This window comes from Bradyrhizobium sp. 137 (assembly GCF_023074095.1).
Taxonomy (GTDB): Bacteria; Pseudomonadota; Alphaproteobacteria; order Rhizobiales; family Xanthobacteraceae; genus Bradyrhizobium.
In genome coordinates this window covers 294,695-319,918 of sequence record NZ_JADPKU010000055.1, presented here as the reverse complement: position 1 = coordinate 319,918, position 25,224 = coordinate 294,695, and the positions used below count along the sequence as shown (strand labels likewise).

Here is a 25,224-nt window from a genome sequence, read left to right as displayed (position 1 = left end):
GCCGCTCTGCAGATAGCGATTGTAATACTTGCGGAAGGTCTGCGAGCAGGTCCCGTGGTGCCGATAGAAGTCGCCGACCCGGTTGAACAATGGCGATCGTCCAGCCTTCACCGCCTCATACTCCGGGATCAGAAAACGCCACTTCTGCAGATAGTTGCGCTCAATCGTCCGGTCATAGCTGTTGTCGCGCATCGGATCGTCCTCCGCTGGAGCGATCCAATCAGCGAATTAGTGAACATGCACAGCAATGACGGAGCTGCGGTAACAGTCCCGCCTAAATCTTCAGCTCTTTCCCCGTCACGCGCCGATACGCTTCCAGATATCGCTTGCTGGTCGCCTCCACCACGCTCGCCGGCAGCGGGGGCGGTGGGGCGTCGCCGTTCCAGCGGCCGGCGCGGCGCTCGACGTCGAGATAGTCGCGCAAGGGTTGCTTGTCGAAGCTCGCCTGCGGCTGGCCGGGCTTGTAGGTATCGAGCGCCCAGAAGCGCGAGGAATCCGGCGTCATGACTTCGTCGATCAGGATGATGCGGCCGTCCTTGTCGCGGCCGAACTCGAACTTGGTGTCGGCGATGATGATGCCCTGCTCGCGGGCCAGCTCCTCGCCGAGCGTGTAGATCGCGCGCGTCATGCTCTCCAGCGTGTAGGCAACCTCGTCGCCGACCACCGCGCGCATCCTCGCGATGGTGATGTTCTCGTCATGGCCGCTCTCGGCCTTGGTTGCCGGGCTGAAGATGGCAGGCTCCAGCTTCTCGCTCTCGACGAGCCCCGTCTTCAGCTTCTCGCCGGCCAGCGTGCCGCTCGTGGCATATTCCTTCCAGGCCGAGCCCGAGAGATAACCGCGGATCACGCATTCGATCGGGAACACGGTGGTGCGCTTGCACAGCATGGCGCGACCGAGAATCTCGGCGCGGTGGGGCATCAAGGCCGGCACGGCCGAGATGATCGCGTCGGTGTCGGCGCTGATCATGTGATGCGGCACCACGCCCTCCAATTCGTTGAACCAGAACGCGCTGATTTGAGTCAGCACCGCGCCCTTCATCGGGATGGTCTCGCCCATCACGACGTCGAAGGCGCTGATGCGGTCGGTGGTGACGAGCAGCAGACGGTCGTCGTCGACGGCGTAGATGTCGCGCACCTTGCCGCGTCCGATCTTGGGGAGCGGCAGGTCGCTTGAGAGCATGGTGGTCATCGGCAAAGCCTTCGCACAAGGAATCCGGCCGCGGCTGACAGCGCGGCCGGAAACCGGGATAGCCTATTCCGGCAGCGGAATGAACTCATGTTCCTGCGGAACTGCGGCGAAGCGGCCGGTTTTCCAGTCCTGCTTGGCCTGCTCGATCCGCTCCTTGCTGGAGGAGACGAAATTCCACCAGATATGGCGCGGGCCCTCCAGTGCATCGCCGCCCAGAAACATCATCCGCGTGGCCTTCAGGGCCTTCACCGTAATGCGGTCGCCGGGGCGAAAGATTAAGAGCCGCGGCCCCTCGTAGCGCTCGTTCGCGATCTCGACCTCGCCGTCGACCACGTAGATCGCGCGTTCCTCGTGATCGGGATCGAGCGGCACGCTCGCGCCCGCTGCCGCCGTGACCTCGGTGTAGAACCAGGGCGACACCATCGTAACAGGCGAGGCGATGCCGAATGAGGAGCCCGCGATCACCCGCGCGGTGAAGTCGCGCTCGGAGACCATCGGCAGGTCGCCGGCGGCATAGTGCTGGAATGACGGCGCGATCTCTTCAGATCCGGCCGGCAGTGCGATCCAGCTTTGCAAGCCGAGCATCTTCTGACCCGAGGCGCGCTGCGCGTCGGGCGTGCGCTCGGAATGGGCGATGCCGCGCCCTGCGGTCATGAGGTTCATCGCGCCAGGCGCGATCTCCTGGACATTGCCTTCGCTGTCGCGATGCATGATCGCGCCGTCGAACAGATAGGTGACGGTGGCAAGCCCGATGTGCGGATGCGGCCGCACGTCCATGCCCTTGCCGGAGACGAACTGCACCGGCCCAAAATGATCGAAGAAGATGAAGGGCCCGACCATCTGCCGCTTGCCATGCGGCAATGCGCGCCGCACCGCGAATCCGTCGCCGAGATCGCGCGTGCGCGGCACGATGACGAGATCGAGCGCATCGCAGGACATGGGATCGCCGAGCACGGGATCATTGGAGGGTTGCCAGCTCATGGGTGGGCTCCTTTTGACTTTCTTCGGCGCGATCGTAGCACGATTTCGCATCGCCGTCGCGTCAGAGCCTGCTGTCATGCCCCGCGAAGGCGGGGCATCCAGTGCGCTGCAGCCTTTCGGTTGAATCGCAACCGTCTCGGAGTACAGGATCGCCCGGTCCCGTCTCCGCAACGCTGCGCCGGGCCCACAGCAATGCTCGGCCGGCGAAGCTGGAGCGAAGACGGCAAGCCGGCCGATGACAATTGTGGTGCGAATGGTCCTTGAAAAAATATGCCTGACGAAAGATGTTCGCCTGATTTCAACCGCGACCGTCGCATCGCCGATGACATTTACCGCAACAGAACTAGCCTTTTGCGCCGCGTCCGTGGCGCTGCTGCTTGTGCTTGGGGCCTCGCTCGTCGCGGATTTCCGCAACGTCCTCGCGGCCCGGCTTGGCGCGGCCTTCGCGCTTGGATCGGCCGCGCATGCGGCGAGCTATTCGGTCGGCGTGTCGTCGCTGGCGCCGGCCTCGCATGCGCCGCTGATTGCATTGTCGACGGGCAACATCGTGGTGTTCTGGCTGTTCACGCGCGCGCTGTTCGACGACGAGTTTCGCCTGCGCTGGTGGCACGGATTGATCTGGGGACTGGTGACCGCGTTCAGCTTCGCTAACTGTCTCTGGATCGTAGCGGGCGGAAGCGTTCGGCTCGCCGTCACCATTGTCAATCTGATCGTGCTCGGTTTCATTGCGCTCGCGGTGGTGCAGACGATCAATTCGTGGTCGACCGATCTGGTCGAGCGCCGTCGCCGCGTTCGCGTCTTTATCGTCTGCGCGGCCGCGCTCTATGGCGGGGTGAACGCGCTGCTCCAGATTGGCGTGGCCGGCACGGAGGTTGGCGATATCGCCGACACGGTCAATGCGGGCGTGCTCGCCTGCATCGTTGCGGCCATCGCCTATGCGATGATGCGCGTCGATGGCGCCGGCCTGTTTCCTCTTACCGCTGAAACAGCGCGGCCGATTATTTTGAGCCAATCCCCAGCGGCAGAGCAAGCCTCCGACCAGAAGCTCATCGATGCCCTGATGCGGCTGATGGCGGACGAGCGGATCTATCGCCAGGAGAACGTCACAATCGGCGCGCTGGCGAACCGGCTGAAAATTCCCGAATACCGGCTGCGCCGGCTGATCAACCAGCGGCTCGGCTATCGCAACTTCAATGTATTCCTGAATAATCATCGGATCGAGGAAGCCAAGGCCGCGCTCGCCGATCCCGCCCAGGCCGAGGTCCCCGTCATCACCATCGCCATGGATGCCGGCTTCCAGTCACTCGGTCCCTTCAACCGCGCCTTCAAGGCGGTGACCGGCGTGACCCCGACGGAATATCGGCGGCTCAAGGCCAGCCCGGCGTGATGGGCTCTTCGCCTCTCCCCGCAAGCAGGGCGAGGGGACTGAGCGCCGTTGCCGCAGCATTCCCTATAATTCTGAAATAGCTCACTTATTTCAAAATCGGCCAGCCCATGCGCAATTCCGGCGAGGTCGTTTTCCAAATCCGGCGAGCAGTCCTCCCACGCCTCCTGCTTCGTCTCCGGCACACGCCCCCAAGCCGGAGACAGCCCGTGACCTGCCGCCACAACATCGTCCTCCTCACCACCATCGCCTGTGCCGGCCTCGCGCTCGGTGCTGCGCGCGCCCGCGACGTGCCGAAGGTCGCCACCGGCTTTGTCGCCGGCATCCTGTGCTCTGAGACCTTCGTCTCCGACCTCGATCCGCGGCGCACCTTCACCGAAACCAACGATGCGATGCCCGGGACCGGCCTGATCAGCTGGGCGATGGACTACCGGATCGATCGCGTGCGCAAGGACGTTACGGTGACACTGTTTGGCCTCGGCCGCAGCCATGCCGTCTATCGCGAGGGGCTCGGCTGCACGCTCGCGCATGGCGAGCCGCTCGCCGAAGTCATGCCGCCGCTGGACGACAGGCAGCCCGCGCTGCTTCCAGAGATCGCCGGCCCCGCGATCGTGCCGCCGCAAAGTCCCGAGGTTGCTGCCGCGCTCGACCGCGCCTTTGCCGAGCCGGCGCAGCCGCCCTATCGCCGCACCCGGGCGGTCGTCGTGGTGAAAGCGGGCCGCGTCATCGCCGAGCGTTACGCCGACGGTATCGGACCGGAGACGCCGCTGCTCGGCTTCTCCATGACCAAATCGGTGATATCGGCGCTCACGGGCGTACTGGTGCGCCAGGGCAAGCTGAAGCTCGACGGACCTGCGCCGGTCGTCGCCTGGAACGATCCGGATGATCCGCGCCATGCCATCAGCGTGGATCAATTGCTGCGCCACACCGCAGGGCTCGCGCTCGGCAGTTCGTTGCAGGCCTCGCTCGGCTCCGCCTTCGAGCCGGTCAACCGCATGAAGTTCGTCGAAGGCGACATGGCGGCCTATGCCGCGAGGATGCCGCTGGCAACCACGCCGGGCGCGGCGTGGAATTATCACGACGGCAACACCATGCTGCTCTCGCATCTGATCCGCAACGCGGCCGGTGGAACTCCCGCAGATGCACTGCGCTTCGCGCGCCGCGAATTGTTCGTCCCGCTCGGCATGCGCCATGTCACGCTCCAGCTCGACGGTGCCGGTACAATCGAGGGCTCGAGCGAGATGCTGGCATCGGCGCGGGATTGGGCGCGCTTCGGCCAGTTCTATCTCAATGACGGCATCGCCGGCGGCCAGCGCATCCTGCCCGAGGGCTGGGTGAGCTATTCGTCCTCGCCCACGCCGAAGGCCTGGGTCGGCATCGGCGCCGGCTTCTGGACCAACCTGGGCGACAGTTTCGGCGCGAAGTTTCGCATCGAGCGCGGCTGGCCGCGCGATGCCTTTTTTCGCCAAGGGCACGATTGGGCAGTACACCATCGTGATCCCCTCGGAGCGGCTGGTCATCGTGCGGCTCGGACGTTCGCCGAACTGGCCGCCAGAAGCGGATCGCGTGTTCGACCTCGTGCGCGACGTGGTGGACGCAACGCGCGAGAAGGGAAGGTAGCCGGGATGAATTGATGAAAGCAGAGCGAAGTGCCGCCTTTTCTTCCTTCTCCCCTTGTGGGAGAAGGTGGCGCGAAGCGCCGGATGAGGGGTCTGCATCCGCGAGTTCAACTGCTGAAGAGTTTGCGGAGGCAGACCCCTCACCCGTCTCGCCGCCGTCGCGGCGAGCCACCCTCTCCCACAAGGGGAGAGGGTGCAGCGTTCGTGTGGCGAGAGCTTACGACCTCCCCAGCTCGGTCGCCTTCGCCACCCGGTCGAACCGCTCCAGCGTCATGATCGCATCCGCAAACTTCTCCGCCCGTGCGTTCAGCACGGGCCGCGCCAGCGTCAAAAACTTCTGCTGCATCGCCTGCGTGTCGGGAAACGAATTCGGTTCGCCCGACGGGTCGGCATACAGTCGCTCATGCACGCCATCGTCCGTCGTGATGCTGACGCGGGCGCCGAACGGATGGGTGCGGCCGATTTCGAGCCGGTCGTCCTGCACGACGTCGAACCTGTCGGCGAGCGCGTCGATGGCGGCATCGCCCAGGCGGCTGTAGTCGTCCCAACCAAATGAGCCCTGGTCCAGCGCGAGCGCGCCGGTGAAGAACATCGAGAACTGACCGCCGACGATCGAGGTCGGATGCCGCTTGGTGGCGGCATCGCCGGTCAGCGTGATGCCGTTGCGATGCAGGCCGATCTCGACGCGCTTGACCTGGTCCGGCGTCAGATTGTGCTCGCGCCGCATCGCGATCAGCGCGTCGATCGCGGCATGGGTGTAGCGGCAGCTCGGATAGGGTTTGACGCCGATCTTCATGGTCTCGTAGCTCTTGCCGAGCTCGGCGACCGCCTTGCCCGGATGCGCGTCGTCAGTGTAGCCGGCGAGCAGGCCGTGCCTGCCCTCGACCGATTCCGTCGCGCCGACGAAATCGTTGCGCGCCAGTGTCGCGGCGATGACGCCGTTCATTGCGGCGGCGCCGACCTGGTAGCGCTTGTTCCAGGCGCCGTTGACCAGGAATTGCAGCGATCCGGCGGCCTGGCTGCCCGAGACGCCGAAGGCGGCGATGATCTGTTGCTCGGAGAGGCCGAACAGTTTTGCGGCGGCCGCGGCCGCACCATAGGTGCCGGCGGTCGCAGTCGGATGGAAGCCGCGCGCATAATGCGAGGTCGAATCGAGCGCATTGCCGAGCCGGCAGCAGACCTCATAGCCCGCGACGATCGCCGTCAGCACGTCGCGGCCCGACGCGCCGACCATCTCGCCGACCGCGAAGGCGGCCGGCACCACCGGAGCGCTCGGATGCAGCGAGGAATCGGCGTGGGTGTCGTCGAAATCGAGCGAATGTCCCAACGCGCCGTTGAGCAGGGCCGCCACCGCTGGCGTCCAGGTCTTGCTGTCGCCGAATACGGTGGCCTCGCCCTTGGTGTCGAGCGCGAGGGCTTCTAGCGTCTTCAGCATCGACGGGGTCGATTCCGCCTCGTTGCGGGCGCGGATGGCGCTGCCGAGGAAATCCAGCGTCAGCACTTTGGCGCGATCCAGCACCTCCGCCGGAATATCCTGGTATTTCAGATTGAAGACATAGGCGGCGAGCGTTGCGGTTTCGTGGGCCATCGTGTTTCCTCGTTTTGGCCGGCAAGTTAGGCGGGCTGATTTCGCCTTTCAAGCGGCCATGCCGGGGCGGGCATCAGCCATGCTTTTGCCTGGCTCAAGAGGATCTGACCAGGACGTTGACGATGACACGCGCAAGAGAGCTGTTCGACCAGATCCGGGCGCGACGGACGCAACTGGGGCTGGCGATCCGGGTCACCGTGGCGGCCGTCGCGGCCTATGCCATCGCCACCGCGCTGCATCTGCTCTTGCCGCTCTGGGCAGTGCTGACCTCGCTGATCGTGACCCAGATGAGCGTCGGCCGCTCGCTGAAGGCGACGCGCGACTACATGCTCGGTACCATCGGCGGCGCCATCTATGGCGGCGCCATCGCGATCCTGATCCCGTACTCCAGCGAAGCGGGCCTGTTGGGGCTTCTGGTGCTCTCGGTCGCCCCGCTCGCCTTCATCGCCGCGATCAATCCGAGCCTCAGCGCCGCGACGGTCACGGCCGTGATCGTGCTTCTGGTTCCGACCATGCATCACTCCGATCCCATGACCTCGGCGATCGATCGCGTCAGCGAGGTCGCGGTCGGCGCCATCACGGGGCTGCTCGTTTCGTTTCTGCTGCTGCCGTCGCGCGCGGTGCGGCAGATCCGCGCCAGCGCAGCAAAACTGCTCGAGCTGATCGCCGATGCCTTTACCGAGCTGCTCGCGGGCCTCACGCGCGGGCGCGACAACGATGCGCTGCACCGGATCCAGGACGGCATCGGCGCTGCCATGGTCAGCCTCAACGCGATTGGCGCCGAAGCCGAGCGAGAGCGCGCCGCGCGCCTGTCGAGCGGGCCGGACACCGGTCCCTTGCTGCGAACCATCCTGCGGTTACGGCATGACGTCGTGATGATCGGCCGCGCCACCGTGGTGCCGCTGCCAGCCGAAGTGCAGACGCGGCTCGCAGCCCCGCTGACGGAGGTCTCGACGGTGATCGCGCGTTTCCTGCGCTCGGCCGCCGCAGCCTTGCGGGAGGGCGCCGGTGCGCCGCCGATCCATCCCGTTCACGTCGCGCTCCAGCACTACGCCGAGGCCGTCGCCGCCGTTCGTCACGACGGTCTGATCCGCGGCCAGCCCAGCGACACCGCCGAGCGCTTCTTCGCGCTCGGGTTCTCGCTGGAGCAGATGCACCAGAACCTCTGCGACCTCGATCGCGTCGTCGGCGAATGGTCGGAAGCGGCGGCCGACAAGCCGGCGCGGTTGGCGGAGTGAAGCTAGCGCGTCACGATCCGTCCCATCATGCTGCGGACCACGAGCTTGTGAAAGGGCATGATGAGGCCGAGATAGGTCCTGCCCAGGAGATTATGCGTCCGCACCAGCGTTGTGGATGTTACCCACCGGCCGTCGGCATCGCAGGCAACATCGACCACGATACGGAAGTCGAGATGATGATCGTTGAAGCCAGCGATCAGCCGCTCCGGTGTTTCGCTCAGCACCGGAAAAAGGCCGATCATCCCGTGCGGTGCCGGTGCGCCATCGCCGGATGTTTTCAGCCCGAACGGCGTCACCAGGATGTTGCGCAGGCGAATCAGCACATCGATCCAGCGCGGCCCGTGCAGCACCATCCGCATGCAGGCCTCACGGGCATTCACGGTCGCAGCGCCGATCTCGACGCGAAACGCGTCGACGAACTGCGCGCCTGCTAGCAGCGTGCCGGCATCGACATTGGGGGTGACTTCGCGGACGGTCCCGATCATCCCGCCAATGTGCGCGTCAGCGTGCGGAAGCGCAAGATCAGGAGACCGGCATAGACGAAGGTCCCGACCGAGAAACCGATCCAGACGCCGACTGCGCCAAGGGCGGCGTTGAAAGCCAGCAGCCAGGCGATCGGGAAGGCGACGCACCAATAGCCGATCACCGCGAACAGCAGCGTCATCTTGGTGTCGTTGATGCCGCGCAGCGCGCCGCCCATGATGGTCTGGAGGCCGTCGGCGATGAAGAAGGTCGCGCCGACCACCAGCAGTGTCGCCGTCAGTTCGACGGTTGCCGCGCTTGCCTCGCTGCTGCCGAAGAACAGCCGTCCGAGCTGGTAGCGGCCGAGGATGATGGCGACCGTCAGCGCGGAGATCAGGACGATTCCGAGCACGGCCGCGACCAGCCCCGCGCGGTTCACCGCGAGCGGGTCGTTGCGGCCGAAGGCGTGGCCGACCCGTACGGTGGCGGCCATGCCGATGCCGAGCGGCACCATGAACAGCACGGCGGTGACCTGGAGCGCGATCTGATGCGCGGCGAGCGCGGTGGTCGAGATCAGCCCCATCAACAGCGCCGCCGAGGAGAACAGTCCGTATTCCATCAGCAGCGCGAACGAGATCGGTGCGCCGATCGCGATGAGCTGGCGCATCAAGGGCCAGTCGATCCGCCACAGTCGGGCGAGCGGGTGATAGTCCGCGAACGGTTTTCGCCATGCGGCAATGGTGAGCGCGGCGAGGAAGGTGCCGAGATTGACTAGCGTGGTCGCAAGCCCCGCGCCGAACAGGCCGAGCTTTGGTAGGCCGAACAGACCGTGGATCAGGACATAGACCAGCGCGGCATTGGCGGGGATCGCGGCGAGCGTGATCCACAGCGGCGCCTGCGGCCGGTTCACCGCGCTCATCATGCTGCGCAGCGCGATGAAGCCGAGCGCCGGCGCAATGCCCCAGGCCAATCCGTTGAGGTAGCGCTGCGCCAGCGCTGCCGAGTCCGGCGCTTGCCCGAGCGCGAGCAGGATGTGCTCGCCATAAAGCGGCGAGGCCATCATCGGCAGCGAGATCAGCAGCGCGGCCCACAGCCCGACGCGCAAGGAGCGGCGTATCAGCCTGACGTCGCCGGCGCCAAACGCCTGCGCGGCGAGCGGCGACACCGCCGACATCAATCCGAGCCCGAAGGTGAAGCTGACGAAATAAACCGTATGCGCGAGCGCCGCCGCGGCCACGGCGTCCTCGCCAAGCCGGCCGATCATCGCGAGATCGGTCGTGATCATCGCGATCTGCCCGAGCTGGGTCAGCATCAGCGGAACAGCCAACCGCAGCGTCTCGGCGAATTCCACGGCGAGATGATTTGACGGCACGCCGGCTTGCGGCTGCGAATGATGGACGGTGTCGAGCATGGCCGGTCCTTAGCACAGCCACACGTCGAAAACATGGCCTGCGTTTTTCCCCTCTCCCCTTGTGGGAGAGGGTGGCTCGCCGCGATAGCGGCGAGACGGTGAGGGGTTCTCTCCGCGAATTCAAATCAGAGCTTAGTTCGCGGATAGAACCCCTCATCCGGCGCTTCGCGCCACCTTCTCCCACAAGGGGAGAAGGGAAGAAAAAACTCACCCCTTCCGTTCCGGCACGCGCTTGATCTTCGCGCCCAGCGCGTTCAGGCGTTCCTCGATGCGCTCGTAGCCGCGCTCGATCTGGTCGGCGTTGTTGATGGTGGAGGTGCCCTCAGCGCAGACGGCCGCGAGCAGCATGGCCATGCCGGCGCGGATGTCGGGCGAGATCATCGATGCGCCGCGCAGGCGGCTAGGACCGGCGATGATGGCGCGGTGCGGATCGCACAGCACGATGCGCGCGCCCATCGCGATCAGCTTGTCGACGAAGAACATCCGCGATTCGAACATCTTCTCGAACATCAGGATCACGCCCTCGCATTGCGTGGCGGTGACGATCGCGATCGACATTAGATCGGCCGGGAAGGCCGGCCAGGGCTGGTCCTCCAGCTTGGGCACGTGGCCGCCGAAATCGTCCTGGATCTTCAGCGTCTGGTTCGAGGGCACGATGAGGTCGTCGCCCTCGACGCGGCAGAGGATGCCGAGCCGCTCAAACCCCATCCGGATCGAGCGCAGATGCTCGACGCCGGCGCGGGTGATGCGTAAGGGCGAGCGCGTCACCGCCGCAAGCCCGATGAGCGAGCCGACCTCGATATGGTCGGGCTGGATCCTGTAGGTCGCACCGCCCAGCGTGGCCTGACCGTGCACGACCATGGTATTGGTGCCAATGCCCTCGATCTTTGCGCCGAGCGCGACCAGGAAGTTGGCGAGGTCCTGCACATGCGGCTCGGACGCGGCATTACGCAAATAGGTGACGCCGCCGGCGGCGACCGCCGCGACCAACGCGTTCTCGGTCGCGGTGACGCTCGGCTCGTCCAAAAATACGTCCGCACCGGCGAGCTTTGGCGCGCGGAATTCGAGCCGGTCGGTTGCGGTCACCTTGGCACCGAGCTGTTCCAGCGCCAGCACATGGGTGTCGAGCCGGCGCCGGCCGATGACATCACCGCCGGGCGGCGGCAGCATCACTTCGCCGCAGCGGGCGAGCAGCGGACCTGCGAGCAGGATCGAGGCGCGGATGCGCACGCACAGCTCCGGGTCGAGATCGGCGGCACGGATGCTCTTGGCGTGGATGTGCAGCGTATTGCGCTCGGTCCACTCCGCCGCGGCGCCGACCGAGCGGACCAGCTCGACCAGTGTCTCGGTGTCGCGGATCCGCGGCACGTTCTGAAGCGTCACCGGTTGTTCGGTGAGCAGCGCGGCCGCAATGATCGGCAGCGCCGAGTTCTTGTTCCCGGACGGCTCGATCGAGCCCGAGAGCCGGTGACCGCCCTCGACGATGTATTGGATGGGCGCCAAATGGGGTCTCGCTGTCTTGTTGGTGGGGGTGGTTTTCGAGCCGGAAACTACAGAGAATTGAGTGCGGGAGCAATTGCGCTTGCTGCCGCTGACGTCCGTCCGTCAGCCCCGAAAGGCTCAAAGCAGGCCGATGATATTGCCGACCACATGGAGAATTGCGATCAGGATCAGCGCGCCGATCACGACGAAGGAGATCTCGATCGCAATGGCGCCGGTGCCGAGAATGGCCGAACCGGCCAACGGGGTTCATGCCACTTCGTCGCGATGGCGGTTGGGCAGGTTCACCTTTCCCGCCGGGGAGAGGTGAGCCCGCAGAGCGCCAAAGCGCAGCACGCCTCAGATATCGATCGTCGCGCTGAGCGAATGTTCCTGGATAAAGTCGCGGCGCGGCTCGACCACGTCGCCCATCAGCTTGGTGAAGATATCGTCGGCCTCGTCGACTTCCTTGACCTTCACCTGGAGCAGCGAGCGCCCGTCGGTGTTCAGCGTCGTTTCCCAGAGCTGTTCCGGGTTCATCTCGCCAAGGCCTTTGTAGCGCTGGAGCGTGATGCCCTTGCGGCCGGCGTCGGTGACGGCCTCGAACAGATCGACCGGACCGTAGACCATGTGCTCGACATCTCTGCGCCGCAGCTTGCCTGGGCGGGCATAAACGTCTTGAAGCTTTACCGTGTACTCGTCGAGCTTGCGGGCCTCGGCGGACCCCAGGAAGGCGTCGTCGATCACAGCGGCCTCCTTGACGCCGCGCACCGTGCGCTCGAACTGAAAGCCCTGGCCCTCGACATATTGCCCGACCCAGCCGCGCTCGACCTCCTCGGCTTGGTTGTCCAGCCGGCCTGCGATGTACTGCGCCGCAGCCGCGGCCTTCTCGGGATCGCCGTAGATCGCCTTGTTCAGCACGCCAGTGATGGCGGCCTGCTCGATGACCTTGCGGTTGTAGCGGCTGTGCAGGTTGCGCAAAATACTGCGGACCACGCGGGCGTCGTCGACCAGCGAGCGCAGGTCGCGGCCCGTACGGTCGCCGCCGGTTCCGGGAACGAAGACGCAATCATCGAGACCGGTGTCGATCAGATAATCCTCCAGCGCGCGTTCGTCCTTCAGATATTGCTCGGACTTGCCTCTGGAGACCTTATAGAGCGGCGGCTGGGCGATGTAGAGATAGCCGCCGTCAATGATGTCGCGCATCTGCCGATAGAAGAAGGTGAGCAGCAGCGTGCGGATGTGGGCGCCGTCGACGTCGGCGTCCGTCATCACGATGATCTTGTGATAGCGCAGCTTCTCGATCGAGAACTCGTCGCTGATGCCGGTGCCCAGCGCGGTGATCAGCGTGCCGATCTGCTCCGACGACAGCATCTTGTCGGGACGCACGCGTTCGACGTTGAGGATCTTGCCGCGCAGCGGCAGCACCGCCTGGAACTCGCGGTTGCGGCCCTGCTTGGCGCTGCCGCCTGCCGAGTCACCCTCGACGATGAAGAGTTCGGATTTGGCCGGGTCCTTTTCCTGGCAGTCGGCGAGCTTGCCGGGCAGCGAGGAGACCGACAGCGGGCTCTTGCGTGTCAGCTCGCGCGCCTTTCGCGCAGCCTCGCGGGCCGCGGCCGCCTGGATCACCTTGCCGACGATCACCTTGGCTTCGCTCGGGTGCTCCTCGAACCAGGCCTGGAGCGCCTCGTTGAGGATGTTCTCGACCACGGGACGCACCTCCGAGGACACCAGCTTGTCCTTGGTCTGCGACGAGAATTTCGGGTCGGGCACCTTCACCGACAGCACGGCGGTGAGGCCTTCGCGGCAATCGTCGCCGGTCAGCGCGATCTTTTCCTTCTTGGCGTTGGCCTCGGCATAGCCGTTGACCTGGCGCGTCAGCGCGCCGCGGAAACCGGCCAGATGGGTGCCGCCGTCACGCTGCGGGATGTTGTTGGTGAAGCACAGCACATTCTCGTGGTAGCTGTCGTTCCACCACAGCGCGGCCTCGACGCCGATGCCGTTGGCTTCCGCGCGCACCATGATCGGCGCCGGCACGATCGCCTTCTTGTTGCGGTCGAGATATTTGACGAACTCCTCGACGCCGCCGGAATAGTGCATCTCCTCGCGCTTCTCGACCGCGTGGCGCATGTCGGAGAGGGCGATGTTGACGCCGGAATTGAGGAAGGCGAGCTCGCGCAGCCGGTGCTCGAGCGTGGCGAAATCATATTCGATGTTCTTGAACGTCTCGGTCGAGGCGAGGAACGTCACCTCGGTGCCGCGCTTGCCCGGGGCATCGCCGACGACCTTGAGCGGTGCGACGGCATCGCCATGGGCGAACTCGATATAGTGCTCCTTGTTGTCGCGCCAGATCCGCAAGCCGAGCTTGCTGGACAGCGCGTTGACGACGGAGACGCCGACGCCGTGCAGGCCGCCGGAGACTTTGTAGGAATTCTGGTCGAACTTTCCGCCGGCATGGAGCTGGGTCATGATGACCTCGGCCGCCGAGATGCCTTCGCCCTTGTGGATGTCGACCGGAATGCCGCGGCCGTCGTCGCGCACCGTGACGGAATTATCGGCATTGAGGATGACGTCGACGCGCGTCGCGTGGCCCGCGAGTGCCTCGTCGATCGCGTTGTCGACGACCTCGTAGACCATGTGGTGCAGGCCCGAGCCGTCGTCGGTGTCGCCGATATACATGCCCGGGCGCTTGCGGACGGCGTCGAGACCCTTGAGCACGCGGATCGATTCCGCGCCGTAATCGCTCGCGTTGGAGAGCTCGTTTTCGGCAGCGGGCTGCCGAGCAGGTTCTGTCATGAGAGGCCTTCGAGATGTCGCCCGAATCAGCGGCGCAAAAGGCGCTGATTTGCAGGCTATTTGTGCCATGAAAGAGAGTTTGCGCCTAGCGCAAAGTATCTCCTTGCAACCCTTTGGGAAGATAGGGTTTTTGGACCGATTTTCAAGGCTTCCGAAAGCCGATTCACGGCGGTGCAAAAAGCGCGATTCGAAGGCGCGTTTTGGGTCTCGAAGCCCTGGTTTTCGCGGCTTGGAGGAGTGGTTCCGGGGCGTCTTGGAGTTGCTTCGAAATGGCTCGGTGACGCTTTACTCTCTCAATTCCGGCGCACCGGCGACACTGCTGCGCGCGCGGCATCAGCGCCGGGGCAGGGTGAGACTGTTCGTGGTGGCTGAATGACCCGGCACGCTCAGTCTATAGGCGTATTGGCCTGGCAGGTCCGGCGCTAGCGGCCTCAAGCAGCTAATTGCTGATGGAAACGGCCGGGGTTCAATGTGGCGGTCTACCTTCGGGCAGAAACTCGTCCGCTTTCGACGTCAAAGACTTCGCCGCTGGCGCCGATCTCGGCGAAGGCAGCGGGGTCCGCGCCGGTCAGCCAGACCTGCGCGCCGAGCTTCTTCAGCTCCTCGAACAGCGCCGCGCGGCGGTTCGGATCGAGATGCGCGACGACTTCGTCGAGCAGCAGCAGCGGCGCGATGCCAGTCATCTCGGCGACCAGACTCGCATGCGCCAGCACGAGGCCGATCAGCAGCGCCTTCTGCTCACCGGTCGAGGCATCGCGCGCCGGCATGCTCTTTGGCGCATAGACCACCTGGAGGTCGGTGAGATGCGGGCCGTCGGTGGTGCGGCCGGCGATGGCATCGCGCGGACGGTTATCGCGCAGGATCTGGCGGTAGCGGTCCTCGACCGACGTCGCGGTCTCGTTAAGCAGCGCGTTCTCCATCCAGCCGTCGAGCGCGATGTGCGCCGACGGGAAGGCGGAGGCCTGCGCGCGCGTATTGAGCATGCCGGTCAGCCGTGCCGCGGTCTGGCCGCGCGTTGCGGCGACCGCGACCGCAAGCTCGGCGGTCTCGCGCTCGATCGCGTCACACCAATGGTCGTCGTAATTGCGCGTCTCCAGCAGGCGGTTGCGCGAACGCAAGGAACGCTCCAGCGCCGCGATACGGCTGGAATGGTCGCTGTCGATGGCGAGCACCAGGCGGTCGAAGAAGCGACGTCGCTCGGAGGCCGCGCCCATGAACAGGCCATCCATCGCCGGCGTCAGCCACACCATGCGGATGTGGTCGCCGAACGAAGCGGCGGAATTGACCGGCTCGCGGTCGATACGGCAGCGCCGGCTCACGGGGCTGTCAGGCCGCGGCGCATCGATGCCGGTGCCGAGCGTGGCGAGCCCGAGCGCGCCCTCGACCTGCGCCGACACCGCCCAGGAGCCGTCGCCCTGGTTGTCGGCGACCTCTTCCAGCCTCGCCCGCCGCAGGCCGCGCCCCGGCGACAGGAACGAGATCGCCTCGATGCAATTGGTCTTGCCCGCCCCGTTCGGCCCGACCAGCGCCACCATATCAGCCGCCGTCTCGAGCCCCGCCGCCCGGTAATTGCGAAAATGCGTCAGGGTCAGGCGATGAATGCGGGAGGGGGTCATCAGTTCTTCGTCGTGAACGGGATTCTTCCCCTCTCCCCTTGTGGGAGAGGGTGGCGCCTCACGTAGTGAGGCGACGGGTGAGGGGTATGTTACCGCCCGGCAAGCTTTGCAAGGATGTCCTCCAATACAGAGGCGGACTGCTGAAGCACGTCATTATTCCAATAGCGCGCTATAGAGAAACCTTCTGCGGAGAGCGCGGCTTCACGAGCTGCATCGCGTTGCGATTCAACGTGCTGGCTTCCGTCGATCTCGATCACAAGACGCTTCTCGAAGCAGACGAGTCGAGAATGTAATTCTTGAACGGGACTTGCCGGCGAAACTTGAAGTCCGACAGGCGTCGCTCCCTGAGCAGCCGCCACATCGCGCCTTCCGCATCGGTCGGCTCGCGCCGCATATTCTTCGCAAACGCGCGGAGATGTTTGGGGACCGGCCGATGGGACGGCTCTTGCGGCACTAACCCCTCACCCGATCGAATATATATCCGCCAGCGGAGCTGCCCTCTCCCACAAGGGGAGAGGGCGCAATAATGCGCATCGCGCCTGGCTCACGAAGGATTGCTCGGGGCCGAGAGCCACCTCCCTCACACCCGCATCGGCATCAGCACGTACAGCGCGCTCTTGTCGTCGCGGTCTTGCACCAGGGTGGGCGAGCCGGGGTCGGCGAGCCGGAGCGTTGCGACGTCGCCTTCGATCTGGGCGGCGATGTCGAGCAGGTAGCGGGAGTTGAAGCCGATATCGAGGGCATCGGAGGCGTATTCGACCTCCAGCTCCTCGGTCGCGCTGCCGGAATCCGGATTGGTCACCGACAGCACCAGCTTGCCCGCCGACAGCGACAGTTTTACCGCTCGCCCGCGCTCGCTCGAAATCGTCGAAACACGGTCGACCGCGTTCTCAAAATCCTTCTTGTCGACGATGAGCTCCTTGTCGTTGCCTTGCGGGATGACGCGGCCGTAGTCGGGGAAGGTGCCGTCGATCAGCTTCGAGGTCAGCACCACGTTGCCGATCGTGAAGCGGATCTTGGCCTGTGACAGCTCGATCGTCATCTCGGCCTCGGTGTCCTCGATCAGGCGCTGCACCTCGCCGACGGTCTTGCGCGGCACGATCACGCCGGGCATGCCCTCGGCCCCCTTGGGCTGGACCAAATCGAGCTGGGCGAGGCGGTGGCCGTCGGTGGCGACGCCGCGCAGGGTCGCGGCCTTAGGCGTGCCGGCCGCATGCAGATAGATGCCGTTGAGATAGTAGCGCGTCTCTTCCGTCGAGATCGCGAACTGGGTGCGGTCGATCAGCCGCTTGACGTCCTTGGCGGCGAGCGAGAACGAGTGCGACATGTCGCCGGCGGCGAGATCCGGAAAGTCGTTCTCCGGCAGGGTCTGCAGCGTGAAGCGCGAGCGGCCGGCGCGGATCGCCAGCACCGCACGGTCGCCGTCGGCCTCCAGCACGATCTGCGAACCGTCCGGCAGCTTGCGCACGATGTCGTAGAACATGTGCGCCGGCACGGTGGTGGAGCCCGCGGTTGCGGTCTCCGCCGGCAGCGTCTCGGTCACCTCGAGGTCGAGGTCGGTCGCCTTCAGCGACAATTTCGCGCTCTCGGCGCGAACCAGCACGTTGCCGAGGATCGGGATCGTGTTGCGGCGCTCGACCACGCGATGGACATGGCCCAGCGACTTCAGGAGTTGCGCGCGTTCAACCGTAACCTTCATTGCACTACTCGCCCGATCCCCAAGATGAGAAGGCCGGGCGGCGGGACGCGCGCCACGGCACCGAAGACCCCAAAAAGCCGGATCATCCTGCCGATATGACCAAAGCTGCCAGGGTCGCGCAAGGTGGCGCGGATGGCCTCCGGATTCAAGGGATCGGAGGCAGTTCCCCCACGATTTACCGCCCAGAACGAAAGCCGCCGCCCAGGCCTGGCCGGGGCGGCGGGAGCATGGCGGGAGCTCTAGGCGTTTATTCCTGAAGCTGGCGCTTCAGCGATTCCACTTCCTCGGACAGCGCGGTGTCCTTGGAAACCAGCGCCTCGATCTTGCGCACCGCATGCAGCACCGTGGTGTGATCGCGTCCGCCGAAGCGGCGGCCGATCTCGGGCAGCGAGCGCAGGGTGAGCGTCTTGGCGAGATACATCGCCACCTGGCGCGGGCGGACCACGTTGGCGGTGCGACGCGAGGACAAGAGATCGGAGCGGCTCACGTTATACTGCCGCGCCACCACGCGCTGGATGTCCTCGATCTTGATCCGCTTGGGCTCCTGCGGCCGGACCAGGTCGCGCACCTCGTGCTCGGCCATTTCCAGCGTCACCGGGCGGTTGTTGAGTTTCGAGTGCGCCAGCAGACGGTTGATCGCGCCTTCGAGGTCGCGGCCGTTATGGGTGATGGTGCGCGCCAGATAGTGCAGCACCTCCTCGGGCACCTCGAAAGTTGCATGGTGGGCGCGGGCCGCCGCGACACGTGACTTGAGAATGCCGTGCCGCAGCTCCTCGCCGAGCGAGCCCATCTCGACCACGAGGCCGCCGGCGAGCCGCGAGCGGACGCGATCGTCCAGGCTCTCGAGGTCGGACGGCGGACGGTCGGCCGCGATCACGACCTGGCGGCCGGCGTCGATCAGCGCGTTCAGCGTGTGGCAGAACTCGGCCTGGGTCGACTTGCCTTGCAGGAACTGGAGATCGTCGATGACGAGCACGTCGATGCCGCGCAGCGCTTCCTTGAAGGCCAGCGCCGTCTGCGTCTTCAGCGCGGCGACGAAGCCGTACATGAATTTCTCCGCAGTGAGATACAGCACTTTGCGCTCGTTGCCGGAATTGCCGGCCCAGGTCACCGCCTGCAGGAGATGCGTCTTGCCGAGGCCAACGCCGGCATGGATGTAGAGCGGGTTGAACATCACGGGGTCGCCGCGGCGTCCTTCGGCGACCTGGCGAGCGGCTGCATGCGCCAGCGTGTTGGAGCGGCCGACGACGAAGCTCGCAAAGGTCAGGCGCGGATCGAGCGGCGAGCCGCCGAGCGCATCGTGATTGGCCGAGACTGGCGCGGTCGCGGTCGAGCGCAGCTCCGGCGCCGGCGTGCGGCGCGCCTCGACCGGGGCGGGCGCTTCCTTCGGCTGGGCGAGCGGGCGCACCGCCGAGCGGACCGTGAGATCGATGCGATGCACTTCCGGCATCTCGGCCTGCCAGCACGACAGCACGCGCTCGGCGTAATGGGCCTGAATCCAGCTCTTCAGGAAGCGGGTCGGGACCGAGAGCCGCACGCTCTCGTCCTGCACGCCTTCCAGATCCATGCGCGCAAACCAGCTCGTGTAAACGTCTTCGCCAACGCTTGAGCGCAGCCGACCCTTCACGCGTGACCAGCGATCCTGTTCCATTGTCATCGTCTGAAAAACTTCTCTTGAGAGATAAGGTTGCGTTGTGAGCGCCATGCAGGGTTCCTGCCGGGATCCCTGGAATGGCACGACCTCAAGCGAGTCCATCGTCAGGCATGGCTCGACCGTCCGGCGAGAACGCCGCGTCCGATCAGCGATGTCAGAGATGAAGGGGTCGCGAGGTCAGCGCGTACTCTGCGCGCTCTCACACGTGGGAGGCTGGCCGTATGACGGATCGGAGACGGCATCGCCGAAAGAAGGACACTGTGTCAATACCGCGTTGAATCCGTAGGACATGATACCTCCCCGTCCCGCCGTGATTGCTCACGACAAGGTCCTGCGTGTGAAAGACAGCCGCACCTGAAAGCCCCAGTCGCGGATGCCCTGCCCGTCTATACTCGTCCGCTCGACTTCGCCGCCTTGCGAGCCGGGGTAGCCTTGCGATGTCTCTCGTGAGCGCTTGGCGCGAGGCGGGAAGATCCCACTTGGAGACATTCAGACAAAAAACTACCATTCCCATATTGCTATGGGTTTTGAACCGACATCGCTTGTTGAAGCGTCGCCTACGTGCACATCGCCGCCGATTTGCACGCTCGCCCCGTTTCCTAAACCGCGCTGGTCTGAAGATCGTGGGCGCCGCTGACGACTTAAGGAATACACTAAGCGGAAAGACTCGCAATCGAATTGATTCACACTTGAGGCATCAAAAAACTTGATCTGCGTTAATGGCGCGCCCGAGTTGTTCACAGGCTGCGAAGCAAGTTTTTGGATTCGTGCACAGAATCGAGAACGCCGCGCCTCATGTGACAAATTCTCCGCCACCGCCAATATTTTTTTACAAATTCGTCACGCCCCTGACGTGCCGGCGATTTTTCCAAACGCTTGCGATCACTATGTCGATAAGTGATTAGCGAGACATCGTTTTTTGAGTCTCGTTTTGCAGGGTAACTCCACGCCGACGTGCGTTCCTGTGAATCTACGGTGTGTAGAACTTTCGTCACTCGCGGATTCAATTCAAGCCGGCAGCGCAGGGGTTTTTGCAACGCGGTGAAAGTTTCCGCTGTTGCAGAACATCTGCAGGTAGAATTACGGTACGAAGAATAGTGCAGACGATCCAGATCTTCCAATGCGAAGATCGAGCAATGGCGTCACTGCTTGCGTGAATCAACAAAAAAGCCCGGCGCGATGCCGGGCTTTGTTTGACGTGCTGATCGGGTCGGGCCGATCAGATCACGCCGATTACTTCGCGAGCTTGGCGATCTGCGCGGTGAGGCGCGAGACTTTGCGGCTGGCGTTGTTCTTGTGAATGATGTTGCGCTGCGCGGCACGCATCAACGCCGGCTCGGCATTCGCCAGCGCCTTCACGGCAGCGGCGCGATCGCCGGTCTTGATGGCTTCCTCGACGGTGCGCACGGCACCGCGCATCTGAGTGCGGCGCGACTTGTTGACGGCGGTGCGGCGGGCGATCTTGCGCGTCGCTTTCTTGGCGGAAGTGGTATTGGCCATGGTCTCAATGTCCTTTGCGGTACCGGTCGCGTCTTGGTCGGGTAGCGCCGGCTGCTTGACCGCTTAATCGACGCTCGGATTTAGGGTGTTCGGTTGCTGGGCCGTTCCCGGAACATGAGCGACGGCCTTGCGGTCGTCTCTGAGGCTCCAAAGAGTCTTAAGCTCAAGGTGCCTGCAATTGCTCAAAGAACAGCGGCGGCAGGATTGCGCCCACCGCCAGTTGGCGTCCTTATAGAGAGGGTCTTCGGCACCGTCAACGCTTTCGGGAGTTGGAAAAGCGGCCGCGAACGGGCTGGAGGCGGGCCCTAACGCTCTGAAGAGGTTGAATTTCTGCCGTCGCCCGGCTATTGGCTGGCGACGTTCCGCAAGGCCGTCCGGTCGGACGACCATCGTAGGTGAGGCATGATCCGCGGCTTTTTCCGACTTATTGGGCTGTTGCTGCTCGCCGGCGGGTTCATCTTCATGGTCTATGACGGCGCCCGCTGGGTGGCCGACCAGACCCTCAAGTTCACCCGGTTCGGCCAGTTCTGGAACGATATCAATCAGGCCAGCCAGACCGCGTTCCGGACCTGGGTCGAGGCCAAGGCGCCTTGGCTCTGGACCTCGGTGATCCGCCTGGTGCTGGATCAGCCGGTGTTCGCCGTTCTCGGCGTTCTCGGCATCCTGCTGATGATCCTGTTCCGCCCCCGGAAACCGCTGATCGGCTATTCTCGGGATTGAGCGCGCGCGGGCCACGTAACAGAGCTACCTCTCGCTGCGTAGATGCTTATATTCCCCACTGATCGCGAGCTCGCCGCCTGAGCGCTTGTCTCATGGACCGGACGGCTCGTTGCGGAGACCCAATCATGCTGTTCATGCGCAAGACCACCGCATTGCCGAGCGCAACTGAGGCGCTGCCGGGCCGTGCGCAAGCCATCCCGACTGCGACCACCCATTTCGTCAACGGTGCGAAGCTGCAGCCGCCTTATCCCCCCGGTCTCGAGCAGGCGGTATTCGGCCTCGGCTGCTTCTGGGGCGCCGAGCGCAAGTTCTGGGAGCTCGGCGATGGCGTCCATGTGACTGCCGTCGGCTATGCCGGCGGCCACACGCCGAACCCAACTTATGAAGAGGTCTGTTCGGGCCGCACCGCCCATACCGAAGTGGTGCTGGTCGTGTTCGATCCCAACAAGATCTCCTACGACAGGCTCTTGAAGACATTCTGGGAGAGCCACAACCCGACGCAGGGCATGCGCCAAGGCAACGATGTCGGCACGCAGTACCGCAGCGCGATCTACACCTTCAGCGACGCGCAGAAGAAGGCCGCCGCGGAATCGAGAGCGCTCTATCAGAAGGCGCTTACCGCAAAGGGTCTCGGCGACATCACCACCGAGATCGCGCCCGCCGGCGCATTCTATTTCGCCGAGGACTACCATCAGCAATATCTGGCGAAGAATCCCGCCGGCTATTGCGGCTTAGGGGGCACCGGCGTGTCCTGCCCGATTGGAGTCGGTGTGAGCGCGTAATTGAAAGTGGTCGAAGCGTGCTGCGCTTACCCGCCCTCTGGAGGGTAGAGCATCGCATATGACTTCTCGCAACGCCGGAGCGCAGGCCTCGTCCTTCGAGACGACCGCTTCGCGGTCTCCTCTGGATGAGGCTAAGCAGCACGGCCCGTTGACACTGCTGCCACGCATTCCGTCCTTATCCTGAGGCGCCCGCCTAAAGCGGGCGTCTCGAAGGATGGCCACAGGAACCCGCTCTCAACCTCCAGGCGAGGGTACGAAACGCTTTATTAACCATAACCGGTGCAAGACTGGAGCTGTCTCGTTTCGAGGGATGGGTCCGGTGCCGGTTGCACGCGCGTTTCGATGGTCGAGTTTGGCAGCGTCCCTGGCAGCGTCCGCGGCGCTTGCCCTTGGCGGCTGCATGCAGACCGCCGGCCCGGTCGCGGTGATGCAGCCGCGCCCCGATCTCGACTCCATGGCCTACGGCCAGCCCTATGGCGCGCCGCAGCCCGTTGTCGTCGCCGACGGTGGCGGCGCCATCGGCGCGCTGCGCAATTCCTTCGCCTCGTCGCCCGCGCCCATGCCGGTCGGCTATGCCGTGCCCATGGCGGCGCCGGTGCGCTATGACTCTTCCTACCATCTCGATGCTGGCGACAAGCTGCGCGTCGTGGTCTACGGCCAGGAAGGTCTCACCAACAGCTATGCGATCGATGCCGGCGGCTCCATCACCATGCCGCTGATCGGCGCGGTGCCGGCGCGCGGACGCACCACGGCGGGCCTTGCCGGCGAAATCGCCGCACGCCTGCGCAACGGCTATATCCGCGAGCCCTCGGTCGCCGTGGAGATCGAGGCCTATCGCCCGTTCTTCATTCTCGGCGAGGTCCTCGCGCCCGGCCAATATCCTTACGTGCCGAATATGACGGTCGAAAGCGCGGTCGCCATCGCCGGCGGCTTCTCGCCCCGCGCCAAGCGCGATGTGGTCACGGTCACGCACACCGAAGCTGGCGGCGCTATGCGCGCCGTCGTCCCGCTCGGCACGCCCTTGGCGCCGGGTGACACCGTGTTCGTCGGCGAGCGCTGGTTTTAGGTTTCAGCCGACTATCTCCGTCATCATTCCGGGGCGCACGTGAGCGCGAGTCCGGAATCCATTCCTCCACCAACTCTGTGGCAAGATGGATCTTTCCGGGTCTGCGCCTGTCGGCGCGTCCCAGAATTGACGAAGGTGAGAGTGGGGGCGCTACGTCCGCATTTCACCTTCGGAAATCCAGCCGCCCGTTCGGAAAACACCCGTCGATCCGCGTATCGTCGACCACGCGCCCGACCCATGGCCGTGTGATCGCCGGCGTGGTCAGGTTGATGTACTTGCCGACCAGGCGATCCGCGCCCTCCCGCGCCGCATCGATCAGCCCGTGCCGGCGGCCGTTGTCCCAGTCGAAGCGCAGGTAGATGCGGCCTCCCGTGATGCGGATTTCCGCGCGCCCTTCTTTCCATCTGTCCGATGTATCGCCGGCAATGGTCGGATCGGCGCCGCCATTCCAGCGGCTCTGCCAGCAGCCCTCGAGCGGATCGGAGGGCGAAGCGGCTATTGCCCACGCCGCCGCGTTGGCGTCCGCGGCATCGCCGGACAGCGTGGCCGTCGCGGCATAGTTCCTCACTTCGGAATCATCGGGCTCTGGCACGTCCATGGTTCCGAACGGATTGCGACGGATGAGGTGCGTGATGGCTTGCTGCATGGCGAAGCTCCGGAGCGAGTTGGCTTGATCGGCCAGCTCTATCGCCGCGCGGCCTGATGCAGCCACCCGATTTCCGCTCTCTCCGTCATGTCCGCGGCGCAACGACGTCGCGAGCGCAAAATCCATTCTTCCACTAACCCTGACGCACAATGGATACCGGGCTCGCGCTCCGCGCGCCCCGGGATGACGGAGAGAGAAATGCTGTGCTCTACTTCAAATGCTTTGCGAAAAAATCCATGCTGCGCGGCCAGGCGATGTCGGCGCTGGCCTTGTCGTAGCTTGCCCGCTCGTCGCAATGGAAGCCATGCTGCGCGCCCGGATAGACGAAGACTTCGACATCGGGCCGCTTCGCCTTGATGGCGTCGACGTCGGTCAAGGAAATGCCGGCATCCTTCTCGCCGAAATGCAGCTGCGTCGGCACCTTCGGCGTCTCGTCCGCGAAGCGCACCACCGCGCCGCCGTAATAGCCGATCGCGGCCTTGAGGCCCGACAGCCGCGTCGCCGCGAGGAAGGCGATGCTGCCGCCAAGGCAAAAGCCGATGATGCCGACCGGGCCAGCACCCCGCGCCGCATCGATCGCCGCCTGGGTGTCGCGCAGCATCGCGGCCCAGTCCGGATTGGCGACGAATTTGCGCGCCTCCGCGATCTCGTCGGGCGAGTAGCCCGATTGGAAATTCGGCGCGGTCCGATCGAAGATCGACGGCGCGATCGCGACATAACCCTCCTTGGCGAGCCGATCGCAGACCGAGCGGATGTGGTGATTGACCCCAAAGATCTCCTGGATCACCACCACCGCGCCCTTCGCGGTGCCTGCGGGATCGGCGCGATAGGCGCCCAGCTGGAAATTGTCCGAAGCCGTCAGCTTGATATCTTGTCCCACGCAGGTTGTCCTTCTTGGTTGGTCTTCGATCCGAAAGCTATTTCCCCTCATCTGAGGAGCGCGTCAGCGCGTCTCGAAGGATGCCAGGCCGAGATGTCGCCGCGGGGCCTTTAGTTCGAGACACGGCTTCGCCGCTCCTCACCACGGGGAGGTCCACCTCACTCCCACATCCAGTTCTCGCCGTAATCCTCCTTCCATCCTGCCAGCCGGCCGTGACGGAATTGCAGGAACAGGCGGTGGCGGTTGGGGATCAAGCGGCTGCCGCCGATGTTGCGCAAAGCAAGATAGATTTCGTCGCCAGGACGCCCGCGCACATATTGCAGCGGCTGGCCGAGGGCACGGGCGGTCTGTTCGGCATCCATGCCGAAGGCGAGCGGCGTGTTGTTCGACAAGGTTGCGAGGAACGGTCGGCGCGGCGGCACGGTGCCGAACGGCTCGGCCTGCGCCGCCGACGCCAGCAGCGACACGACTGCGCCCACCGCGAAGATCCCTCGCATCATGGTCTTGCGTCCTC

General features: G+C 64.8%; 21 protein-coding genes and 2 pseudogenes. 6 read left to right on the top strand and 17 right to left on the bottom strand.

Features of this window, described 5'->3' with window-relative positions:
- From IVA78_RS17885 to IVA78_RS17875, 3 genes are all read right to left on the bottom strand, one after another.
- A partial coding sequence (locus tag IVA78_RS17885; protein WP_247466552.1) for a hypothetical protein occupies positions 1-192 on the bottom strand: 192 nt, incomplete at its 3' end.
- Between the two features lie 82 nt (positions 193-274).
- On the bottom strand, positions 275-1,189 hold the full coding sequence (locus IVA78_RS17880; RefSeq protein ID WP_247282042.1) for a phosphoribosylaminoimidazolesuccinocarboxamide synthase: 915 nt from the start codon (positions 1,187-1,189) through the stop codon (positions 275-277).
- A gap of 63 nt (positions 1,190-1,252) precedes the next feature.
- Entirely contained in the window at positions 1,253-2,170 is a 918-nt protein-coding gene (locus tag IVA78_RS17875; RefSeq protein WP_247282041.1) for a pirin family protein, read from the bottom strand.
- Between the two features lie 322 nt (positions 2,171-2,492).
- Between IVA78_RS17875 and IVA78_RS17870 the strand changes: the two genes are divergently transcribed.
- Both IVA78_RS17870 and IVA78_RS17865 read left to right on the top strand, forming a co-directional pair.
- Complete coding sequence (locus tag IVA78_RS17870) at positions 2,493-3,557, top strand: helix-turn-helix domain-containing protein (RefSeq protein WP_247466740.1); 1,065 nt, start codon at positions 2,493-2,495, stop codon at positions 3,555-3,557.
- 206 nt (positions 3,558-3,763) lie between these two features.
- Positions 3,764-5,174 (top strand): annotated as a pseudogene (locus IVA78_RS17865) (serine hydrolase).
- 216 nt (positions 5,175-5,390) lie between these two features.
- On the opposite strand, the gene IVA78_RS17860 reads toward IVA78_RS17865, so the two are convergent.
- Positions 5,391-6,761 carry an MmgE/PrpD family protein gene (locus IVA78_RS17860; RefSeq protein ID WP_247282039.1) on the bottom strand — a complete coding sequence of 457 codons (1,371 nt, stop codon included), beginning with the start codon at positions 6,759-6,761 and terminating at the stop codon, positions 5,391-5,393.
- A gap of 122 nt (positions 6,762-6,883) precedes the next feature.
- Between IVA78_RS17860 and IVA78_RS17855 the strand changes: the two genes are divergently transcribed.
- On the top strand, positions 6,884-7,999 hold the full coding sequence (locus IVA78_RS17855; protein ID WP_247466737.1) for an FUSC family protein: 1,116 nt from the start codon (positions 6,884-6,886) through the stop codon (positions 7,997-7,999).
- A gap of 2 nt (positions 8,000-8,001) precedes the next feature.
- Here the strand turns inward: IVA78_RS17855 and IVA78_RS17850 are convergent, their stop codons facing one another.
- The 10 genes and pseudogenes from IVA78_RS17850 to rpsT all read right to left on the bottom strand — a co-directional run bounded on the left by IVA78_RS17850 (position 8,002) and on the right by rpsT (position 20,616).
- Positions 8,002-8,484, bottom strand: a complete 483-nt coding sequence (locus IVA78_RS17850; RefSeq protein ID WP_247466734.1) for a DUF2867 domain-containing protein — start codon at positions 8,482-8,484, stop codon at positions 8,002-8,004.
- The gene (locus tag IVA78_RS17845) at positions 8,481-9,872 is read right to left on the bottom strand and encodes an MATE family efflux transporter (protein WP_247419742.1); all 1,392 of its coding nucleotides are present in this window, start codon (positions 9,870-9,872) and stop codon (positions 8,481-8,483) included. Before IVA78_RS17845 ends, IVA78_RS17850 begins: the two co-directional genes overlap by 4 nt.
- A 207-nt stretch (positions 9,873-10,079) precedes the next feature.
- Positions 10,080-11,375 carry a UDP-N-acetylglucosamine 1-carboxyvinyltransferase gene (gene murA / locus IVA78_RS17840; protein WP_247282035.1) on the bottom strand — a complete coding sequence of 432 codons (1,296 nt, stop codon included), beginning with the start codon at positions 11,373-11,375 and terminating at the stop codon, positions 10,080-10,082.
- A gap of 117 nt (positions 11,376-11,492) precedes the next feature.
- On the bottom strand, positions 11,493-11,615 hold the full coding sequence (locus IVA78_RS34410; protein WP_256464605.1) for a hypothetical protein: 123 nt from the start codon (positions 11,613-11,615) through the stop codon (positions 11,493-11,495).
- 96 nt (positions 11,616-11,711) lie between these two features.
- Positions 11,712-14,147, bottom strand: a complete 2,436-nt coding sequence (gyrB, locus tag IVA78_RS17835) for a DNA topoisomerase (ATP-hydrolyzing) subunit B (protein ID WP_247282034.1) — start codon at positions 14,145-14,147, stop codon at positions 11,712-11,714.
- Positions 14,148-14,626: 479 nt separating this feature from the next.
- On the bottom strand, positions 14,627-15,763 hold the full coding sequence (gene recF, locus IVA78_RS17830; RefSeq protein ID WP_247282033.1) for a DNA replication/repair protein RecF: 1,137 nt from the start codon (positions 15,761-15,763) through the stop codon (positions 14,627-14,629).
- An 89-nt stretch (positions 15,764-15,852) separates the two neighbouring features.
- Positions 15,853-16,217, bottom strand: a pseudogene (locus IVA78_RS17825) (DUF559 domain-containing protein).
- 126 nt (positions 16,218-16,343) lie between these two features.
- Positions 16,344-17,462: a DNA polymerase III subunit beta gene (dnaN, locus tag IVA78_RS17820; protein ID WP_247282032.1), complete on the bottom strand. Its 1,119-nt coding sequence runs from the start codon at positions 17,460-17,462 to the stop codon at positions 16,344-16,346.
- A gap of 247 nt (positions 17,463-17,709) precedes the next feature.
- Positions 17,710-19,119, bottom strand: coding sequence for a chromosomal replication initiator protein DnaA (dnaA, locus tag IVA78_RS17815; RefSeq protein WP_247282031.1), 1,410 nt, complete (start codon positions 19,117-19,119; stop codon positions 17,710-17,712).
- A 1,230-nt stretch (positions 19,120-20,349) separates the two neighbouring features.
- The gene (rpsT, locus tag IVA78_RS17810) at positions 20,350-20,616 is read right to left on the bottom strand and encodes a 30S ribosomal protein S20 (RefSeq protein WP_027549990.1); all 267 of its coding nucleotides are present in this window, start codon (positions 20,614-20,616) and stop codon (positions 20,350-20,352) included.
- Between the two features lie 402 nt (positions 20,617-21,018).
- On the opposite strand from rpsT, the gene IVA78_RS17805 reads away from it, so the two are divergent.
- The 3 genes from IVA78_RS17805 (at position 21,019) to IVA78_RS17795 (ending at position 23,184) form a co-directional block, all read left to right on the top strand.
- Positions 21,019-21,336 (top strand): hypothetical protein, encoded by a 318-nt coding sequence (locus IVA78_RS17805; RefSeq protein WP_008540289.1) that lies wholly within the window; start codon positions 21,019-21,021, stop codon positions 21,334-21,336.
- 125 nt (positions 21,337-21,461) lie between these two features.
- Positions 21,462-22,118 (top strand): peptide-methionine (S)-S-oxide reductase MsrA, encoded by a 657-nt coding sequence (gene msrA, locus IVA78_RS17800; RefSeq protein WP_247282029.1) that lies wholly within the window; start codon positions 21,462-21,464, stop codon positions 22,116-22,118.
- A 319-nt stretch (positions 22,119-22,437) separates the two neighbouring features.
- Positions 22,438-23,184: a polysaccharide biosynthesis/export family protein gene (locus IVA78_RS17795; protein ID WP_247282028.1), complete on the top strand. Its 747-nt coding sequence runs from the start codon at positions 22,438-22,440 to the stop codon at positions 23,182-23,184.
- Between the two features lie 163 nt (positions 23,185-23,347).
- Here IVA78_RS17795 and IVA78_RS17790 read toward each other — a convergent pair whose 3' ends face one another.
- The 3 genes from IVA78_RS17790 to IVA78_RS17780 all read right to left on the bottom strand — a co-directional run bounded on the left by IVA78_RS17790 (position 23,348) and on the right by IVA78_RS17780 (position 25,210).
- Positions 23,348-23,830, bottom strand: coding sequence for a hypothetical protein (locus IVA78_RS17790; protein WP_247282027.1), 483 nt, complete (start codon positions 23,828-23,830; stop codon positions 23,348-23,350).
- Between the two features lie 208 nt (positions 23,831-24,038).
- The gene (locus IVA78_RS17785) at positions 24,039-24,710 is read right to left on the bottom strand and encodes a dienelactone hydrolase family protein (RefSeq protein ID WP_247282026.1); all 672 of its coding nucleotides are present in this window, start codon (positions 24,708-24,710) and stop codon (positions 24,039-24,041) included.
- A 158-nt stretch (positions 24,711-24,868) separates the two neighbouring features.
- A complete protein-coding gene (locus tag IVA78_RS17780) occupies positions 24,869-25,210 on the bottom strand; it encodes a hypothetical protein (RefSeq protein ID WP_247282025.1) in 342 nt (113 codons plus the stop codon).
- Positions 25,211-25,224 lie beyond the last annotated feature (14 nt).

What these genes read in the sequence shown, in the direction of transcription:
- dnaN (WP_247282032.1), bottom strand. Translation starts at nt 17,462, where the DNA reads ATGAAGGTTACGGTTGAACGCGCGCAACTCCTGAAGTCGCTGGGCCAT.
- IVA78_RS17875 (WP_247282041.1), bottom strand. Translation starts at nt 2,170, where the DNA reads ATGAGCTGGCAACCCTCCAATGATCCCGTGCTCGGCGATCCCATGTCC.
- IVA78_RS17845 (WP_247419742.1), bottom strand. Translation starts at nt 9,872, where the DNA reads ATGCTCGACACCGTCCATCATTCGCAGCCGCAAGCCGGCGTGCCGTCA.
- gyrB (WP_247282034.1), bottom strand. Translation starts at nt 14,147, where the DNA reads ATGACAGAACCTGCTCGGCAGCCCGCTGCCGAAAACGAGCTCTCCAAC.
- IVA78_RS17870 (WP_247466740.1), top strand. Translation starts at nt 2,493, where the DNA reads ATGACATTTACCGCAACAGAACTAGCCTTTTGCGCCGCGTCCGTGGCG.
- IVA78_RS17880 (WP_247282042.1), bottom strand. Translation starts at nt 1,189, where the DNA reads ATGACCACCATGCTCTCAAGCGACCTGCCGCTCCCCAAGATCGGACGC.
- recF (WP_247282033.1), bottom strand. Translation starts at nt 15,763, where the DNA reads ATGACCCCCTCCCGCATTCATCGCCTGACCCTGACGCATTTTCGCAAT.
- dnaA (WP_247282031.1), bottom strand. Translation starts at nt 19,119, where the DNA reads ATGACAATGGAACAGGATCGCTGGTCACGCGTGAAGGGTCGGCTGCGC.
- IVA78_RS17780 (WP_247282025.1), bottom strand. Translation starts at nt 25,210, where the DNA reads ATGATGCGAGGGATCTTCGCGGTGGGCGCAGTCGTGTCGCTGCTGGCG.
- rpsT (WP_027549990.1), bottom strand. Translation starts at nt 20,616, where the DNA reads ATGGCCAATACCACTTCCGCCAAGAAAGCGACGCGCAAGATCGCCCGC.
- IVA78_RS17850 (WP_247466734.1), bottom strand. Translation starts at nt 8,484, where the DNA reads ATGATCGGGACCGTCCGCGAAGTCACCCCCAATGTCGATGCCGGCACG.
- IVA78_RS17805 (WP_008540289.1), top strand. Translation starts at nt 21,019, where the DNA reads ATGATCCGCGGCTTTTTCCGACTTATTGGGCTGTTGCTGCTCGCCGGC.
- IVA78_RS17790 (WP_247282027.1), bottom strand. Translation starts at nt 23,830, where the DNA reads ATGCAGCAAGCCATCACGCACCTCATCCGTCGCAATCCGTTCGGAACC.
- IVA78_RS17860 (WP_247282039.1), bottom strand. Translation starts at nt 6,761, where the DNA reads ATGGCCCACGAAACCGCAACGCTCGCCGCCTATGTCTTCAATCTGAAA.
- msrA (WP_247282029.1), top strand. Translation starts at nt 21,462, where the DNA reads ATGCTGTTCATGCGCAAGACCACCGCATTGCCGAGCGCAACTGAGGCG.
- IVA78_RS17855 (WP_247466737.1), top strand. Translation starts at nt 6,884, where the DNA reads ATGACACGCGCAAGAGAGCTGTTCGACCAGATCCGGGCGCGACGGACG.